This window comes from Pedobacter nototheniae (genome assembly GCF_004335085.1).
Taxonomy (GTDB): domain Bacteria; phylum Bacteroidota; class Bacteroidia; order Sphingobacteriales; family Sphingobacteriaceae; genus Pedobacter; species Pedobacter nototheniae.
Window position 1 is genome coordinate 1 of sequence record NZ_RQRS01000097.1, and the last position, 255, is coordinate 255.

Annotated in this window: 1 protein-coding gene; it reads right to left on the bottom strand. The window is 36.9% G+C overall.

The window, feature by feature from the left end:
• Positions 1-255, bottom strand: a 255-nt coding sequence (locus EHC72_RS22900) for a hypothetical protein (RefSeq protein WP_211660360.1), incomplete at both ends; no start/stop codon positions are given.

The window sequence follows — 255 nt, forward strand, 5'->3', positions numbered from 1 at the left end:
TTAATCCATTTACTAATACGATACCATCGGTACTAATGTCTTTCTTATCTATTAATGTGCCTGATGCTACTTTAGGATCTACATAAGTAATCGTGCCACTTGCTCCAACGATTGGAATCATGCCTGTAACTGCTCCTGCATCAACTTTGATCTTATCTGAAGTAATCGTATTATCTGCAATCTGATTTGCAGTGATGGATTTCGGTGCAATGCTTAATTTCGCATTAGCTAAAACTGAACTGCTTAATCCACTTA